General features: G+C 42.0%; 5 protein-coding genes. 2 read left to right on the plus strand and 3 right to left on the minus strand.

All coding sequences use genetic code 11. The annotated features are described in order from the left end of the window. Positions 1–434 precede the first annotated feature (434 nt). Positions 435–3266 carry a leucine--tRNA ligase gene (leuS, locus tag QVP90_RS02790; RefSeq protein ID WP_005928126.1) on the plus strand — a complete coding sequence of 944 codons (2832 nt, stop codon included), beginning with the start codon at positions 435–437 and terminating at the stop codon, positions 3264–3266. Positions 3267–3278: 12 nt separating this feature from the next. Continuing rightward, on the plus strand, positions 3279–4175 hold the full coding sequence (locus QVP90_RS02795; protein ID WP_005928123.1) for a YitT family protein: 897 nt from the start codon (positions 3279–3281) through the stop codon (positions 4173–4175). A gap of 71 nt (positions 4176–4246) precedes the next feature. On the opposite strand, the gene QVP90_RS02800 is transcribed toward QVP90_RS02795, so the two are convergent. The 3 genes from QVP90_RS02800 to QVP90_RS02810 form a co-directional block, all read right to left on the minus strand. Then, a complete protein-coding gene (locus QVP90_RS02800) occupies positions 4247–4591 on the minus strand; it encodes a T9SS type A sorting domain-containing protein (RefSeq protein WP_264381011.1) in 345 nt (114 codons plus the stop codon). Beyond that, complete coding sequence (locus tag QVP90_RS02805) at positions 4569–5174, minus strand: hypothetical protein (RefSeq protein ID WP_021935593.1); 606 nt, start codon at positions 5172–5174, stop codon at positions 4569–4571. Before QVP90_RS02805 ends, QVP90_RS02800 begins: the two co-directional genes overlap by 23 nt. Before the next feature lie 9 nt (positions 5175–5183). Beyond that, the coding region (locus QVP90_RS02810) for a hypothetical protein (protein ID WP_288203842.1) at positions 5184–5739 on the minus strand (556 nt) is incomplete at its 5' end.

Consider the following 5739-nt stretch of genomic DNA (forward strand, 5'->3'; position numbering starts at 1 on the left):
TTAACTACTTGACTACTTACTACTTGACTACTGATCTACATACTACTGATCATGAATCATTCAGGTTTTATTATCAAATGATAAAAACCTCCCGGTAATTCTTACCAAGTATTAACAAGAGAATATCTTTTCTTAAACGATGTTATAAAACATACTTTTTTGCTTGGATAATTTGCAGATTTCGCTAATGTCCGTATCTTTGCATCGTGTTTTTCATAGTATTAGATTTAAGGTTAACAAAGGTTGGAGCAAGGCGTTGCTCCTTTTTTTATGCCCATACGTTACCATTATCTTTCATTTACACTCTCTCCAACTACACCAACTGCACATTGATTTTCACTTAACTTTGTGGTTATCTGAAAATAATCACGTAAATTTGTTCCCTAATTAATGACATTACATAATAAATCACTCTAAACAAAAGGATTATCGCTATGGAATATAATTTCAGGGATATTGAAAAGAAGTGGCAAAAGCAGTGGGTAGACCATAAAACCTACCAGGTGAAAGAAGATGAATCGAAACAAAAATTCTATGTACTCAACATGTTCCCCTACCCGTCGGGAGCAGGTCTGCACGTAGGACATCCGTTAGGATACATTGCTTCGGACATTTATGCCCGCTACAAACGACTGCAAGGTTTCAATGTACTGAATCCGATGGGATATGATGCATACGGACTTCCTGCCGAACAATATGCCATCCAAACCGGACAGCACCCTGCGATTACCACCGTTAAGAATATCGAACGCTATCGTGAACAGCTCGATAAAATAGGATTCTCTTTCGACTGGAGCCGCGAAATACGTACTTGTGACCCGGAATATTATCATTGGACGCAGTGGGCATTCATTAAGATGTTCAACAGCTATTACTGTAACGACGAACAACAAGCCCGTCCGATCGAAGAACTGATCAGCGCTTTCGAAACCACCGGTACGGAAGGTATGAATGTTGCCTGCGGCGAAGAACTCAGCTTTACAGCCGATGAGTGGAAAGCAAAAAGCGAAAAGGAACAGCAGGAAATCCTGATGAACTACCGCATCGCTTATCTTGGCAATACAATGGTAAACTGGTGTCCGGATTTAGGAACCGTGCTTGCCAATGATGAAGTAGTGGACGGTGTTTCCGAACGTGGCGGTTACCCGGTCATTCAGAAAGTAATGCGTCAATGGTGCCTGCGCGTATCTGCTTACGCACAACGTCTGCTCGACGGACTGGACACCGTAGAATGGACAGAATCTCTGAAAGAGACCCAACGTAACTGGATCGGCCGTTCGGAAGGTGCGGAAATGCAGTTCAAAGTAAAAGATTCCGATATTGAATTCACCATATTCACTACCCGTGCCGACACAGTGTTCGGGGTAACCTTCATGGTACTTGCACCGGAAAGCGAATTAGTAGCGCAACTGACCACTCCTGCACAACAGGCAGAAGTAGACGCTTATCTGGAACGTACCAAGAAACGTACAGAACGCGAACGTATCGCCGACCGTAGCGTAAGCGGTGTATTCTCGGGAAGTTATGCCATTAATCCGCTCACCAATGAAGCTATTCCCGTATGGATCAGCGACTATGTACTGGCCGGTTATGGTACAGGTGCCATCATGGCCGTACCTGCGCATGACAGCCGCGACTATGCTTTTGCCAAACATTTCGGCCTTGAAATCCGTCCGTTGATCGAAGGATGCGATATCAGTGAAGAGAGTTTCGATGCCAAAGAGGGTATCATGATGAACTCTCCCCGTCCGGGCACTCCCGAAGGCGGATTGGTATTAAACGGTTTGACAGTAAAAGAAGCCATAGCCAAAACAAAGGAATACATCAAAACCACCGGGTTGGGACGTGTAAAAGTAAACTTCCGTCTTCGTGATGCCATCTTCTCCCGCCAGCGCTATTGGGGTGAACCGTTCCCGGTTTACTATAAAGACGGTATGCCTTGTACCATTGAAGAAGCATATCTGCCGCTCGAACTCCCCGAAGTAGCCAAGTTCCTGCCTACCGAGACAGGCGAGCCGCCATTAGGACATGCCACCAAATGGGCATGGGATACTACCCATCATTGCGTAGTGGAAAACGAGAAAATCGACCACGTCACCATCTTCCCGCTCGAACTGAATACAATGCCGGGATTTGCCGGTTCATCAGCCTATTATCTGCGCTATATGGACCCACACAACAACCAGGCACTTGTAGACCCGGCTATCGACCGGTATTGGCAGAGCGTCGACCTTTACGTCGGCGGTACCGAACATGCTACCGGCCACCTTATTTATTCCCGTTTCTGGAACAAGTTCTTGTATGATATGGGTGTTTCCATCACGGAAGAACCGTTCCAGAAGCTCGTCAACCAGGGAATGATACAGGGACGTAGTAATTTCGTATACCGCATCAAGAATACCAATACGTTCGTATCCTTGAATCTGAAAGATCAATACGATACTACTCCCATCCACGTAGATGTGAACATCGTATCGAATGATATTTTGGATTTAGAAGCCTTCAAAGCCTGGCGTCCCGAATACGAGACAGCAGAATTTATTCTTGAAGACGGCAAATACATCTGCGGCTGGGCAGTAGAAAAGATGAGTAAATCGATGTTCAATGTTGTCAATCCGGATATGATCGTTGAAAAATACGGTGCCGACACCCTTCGTATGTATGAAATGTTCCTCGGCCCGGTAGAGCAGGCCAAACCTTGGGATACAAACGGTATCGACGGTGTACACCGCTTTATCCGTAAATTCTGGTCACTGTTTTACAATCGTAACGGAGAATATACCGTAACGGACGAACCGGCTACAAAAGACGAATTGAAATCCCTGCACAAACTGATCAAGAAAGTGACCGGAGACATCGAACAGTTCTCCTACAACACTTCAGTCAGTGCATTCATGATTTGCGTCAACGAGCTTTCCACATTGAAATGCAGCAAGAAAGAGATATTGGAACCACTGATTATCACTCTTGCACCTTTTGCACCGCACGTATGCGAAGAGCTATGGGATACATTGGGACACACCACTTCCGTTTGTGATGCGCAATGGCCCGCTTTCAATGAAGAATACCTGAAAGAGGACGTGATAAATTATACCATCTCTTTCAACGGTAAAGCCCGTTTCAACATGGAATTCCCGGCTGATGCCGCCAGCGATGCCATTCAGGCTGCCGTATTGGCCGACGAACGCTCTCAGAAATGGACGGAAGGCAAAACACCGAAAAAGGTGATCGTAGTACCGAAAAAGATCGTAAACGTTGTGATTTAAAATAGAATCTGTATGCATAAACCTACAAAAGCTGAAGTGATGCGGGAAGCCCGGGATTATATCTTCATCACGCTCGGATTATTCAGTTATGCTCTCGGTTGGGCTGCTTTTCTGATCCCGTATCAGATTACTACCGGAGGAACGACAGGTATTGGTGCCATTATCTATTATGCCACCGGATTTCCCATCCAGTGGTCATATTTCATCATCAATGCCGTACTGATGACATTTGCCATCAAAATACTTGGCCCGAAATTCAGCATCAAGACCACGTATGCCATTTTCATGCTCACTTTCCTTTTGTGGTTTCTGCAATTGGTGGTGAACGGAGCAGACGGTGTTCCTCCCAAGGTATTGGGTGAAGGACAGGACTTCATGGCTTGTCTGATAGGAGCTGCCATGTGTGGTATAGGTTTAGGCGTAGTGTTCAACTGCAACGGAAGCACCGGCGGTACGGATATCATTGCCGCCATTGTCAATAAATATAAAGATGTCACTTTAGGACGCATGATTATGATATGCGACGTCGTCATTATCAGCTCCTGCTATTTCATCTTCAACGACTGGCGAAGGGTAATATTCGGTTTTGTAACCCTGCTTATCATCGGCTTCGTACTGGATTATATCGTAAACAGCGCCCGCCAGTCCGTACAGTTCTTCATCTTTTCCAAAGAGTATGAAAAGATTGCCGATCGCATCACCAAAGAGACGCATCGTGGAGTGACTGTACTTGATGGCGTGGGATGGTATAGCAAGCACAATGTAAAAGTACTCGTAGTGCTTGCCTATAAGCGCCAATCGGTAGAGATATTCCGATTGGTGAAAGATATCGATCCGAATGCATTCATCTCTCAAAGCTCGGTAATCGGAGTATACGGAGAAGGTTTCGACAGGCTGAGGGTGAAATAATTCTTCGCAAAGAGGAGTACAGGGTATATAAAAAAGGAGTAAACAAGCGCTTGATTACTCCTTTTTTCAATTTATAGAATGATAATATGAGTCGATTCCCTGTTGCCATCTTCGCAAGAAAGAATCAGAATATAATTACCAGCTTGCAGCTTCATAAGAGGTACATCCAATGTACCATTATTTATATGAATATCTTTAGTTACCAAGATTTTTCCATCCCACGAATAGATTTGCATCTTATTGAATTTTGCATCTTTCAGTTCAATGGAAAGCAAATTATTCTCGATCAGATTTTTGAGAATCCGAAATTCTTTGTCCGCATCATTATCTCGAACAGATTGACCTTGTTCACAACTGCATGGACTATCTGTATCCTCCCGATAAATCACTTTATCACCCTGATGTACACATTTCACCCGTAAAATGACAACCCATACATGTCCTTAATGGCGAAAAAGGTCTCATTAACTCCTGCTCACTCCCAATACCCTCAATCCATGAGTCATAAGGATAAATCTGATCCGGATCATAATCCATATCATAAAAATAGTAACGCTTACGTGTTTCCCCTTCTATCTGTACATTATCAATACGAGCCAATTTCAGATTCACATCACCGCCATAGTAAGAAATACAATCACCTACTTTCATATTAAAATCATAAAGAAGCATTTCTGTCTGTATTTCTCTTTCCGTAGGCCAATAATAAATCCGCTTATCCTCTTCCCGGATTGCTCCTACGTATTCCCTATCCATCTTTCTACACTCTTGATAAAATACTTTCTTGTAAGTCTTACTTTGAATTGTAGTATCTTCCGCACTAATGCTGTGCTTGTAATAATTATCATACCATTCTACGGTAAACCATTCGCAAGTGCCGTTCATGATGAACGGTTTATACGCATCAACTGATGATGAAGCAAAATTTGTATCAGACTGTGCATATAAATAAGTATTACCAATAAAAAACAGTAAATACAATAAAAAAAATTTCTTCATAGTCTCTCTTTATTTAATATTGACTTCAAAAGTAGCACCCAGTTCTATTTCTGTTCCGGCATCCAATATTAACTCATCAGAAACATCTAAAATAATATCAGTACCGGATTTAATTACAAAGTTGCCGATATCTTTTGTATTATCCACATGATTACCTAAATACATTTTATTTCCTTTCAAATAATATGTTCCAGTCACCGATTCATTCTGCAAATAAATAGGATAAATGTAAGGTAAATAATCATGTTTATAAAGAGTCACTAAATAATTCTTTGGAATATCAGTAAACGTACAGTTACTACCTGTTTTTAAAGTAACATTATCGCTACTAAACAAACCTTTTAAAGCAATATTAGTGTCATCAATCATCGAATTTACAGTAAGATTATTCCCTGATTTATTAATAGATGCATTTACAAATTGGGAAGGAATATCTGTCCACATTTCAAATTCCGGACAACCAATTAAATTATGAGTCAAAGTCAGCCAATGACTTTTATAATCAGCTTTTGATAAAGCTTCTGCTACCCCTACCTTTCCAAAATTTTGCTTTAATTTATTAATA

The organism is Bacteroides sp. CAG:189, from assembly GCF_000432295.1.
Classification (GTDB): domain Bacteria; phylum Bacteroidota; class Bacteroidia; order Bacteroidales; family Bacteroidaceae; genus Bacteroides; species Bacteroides salyersiae.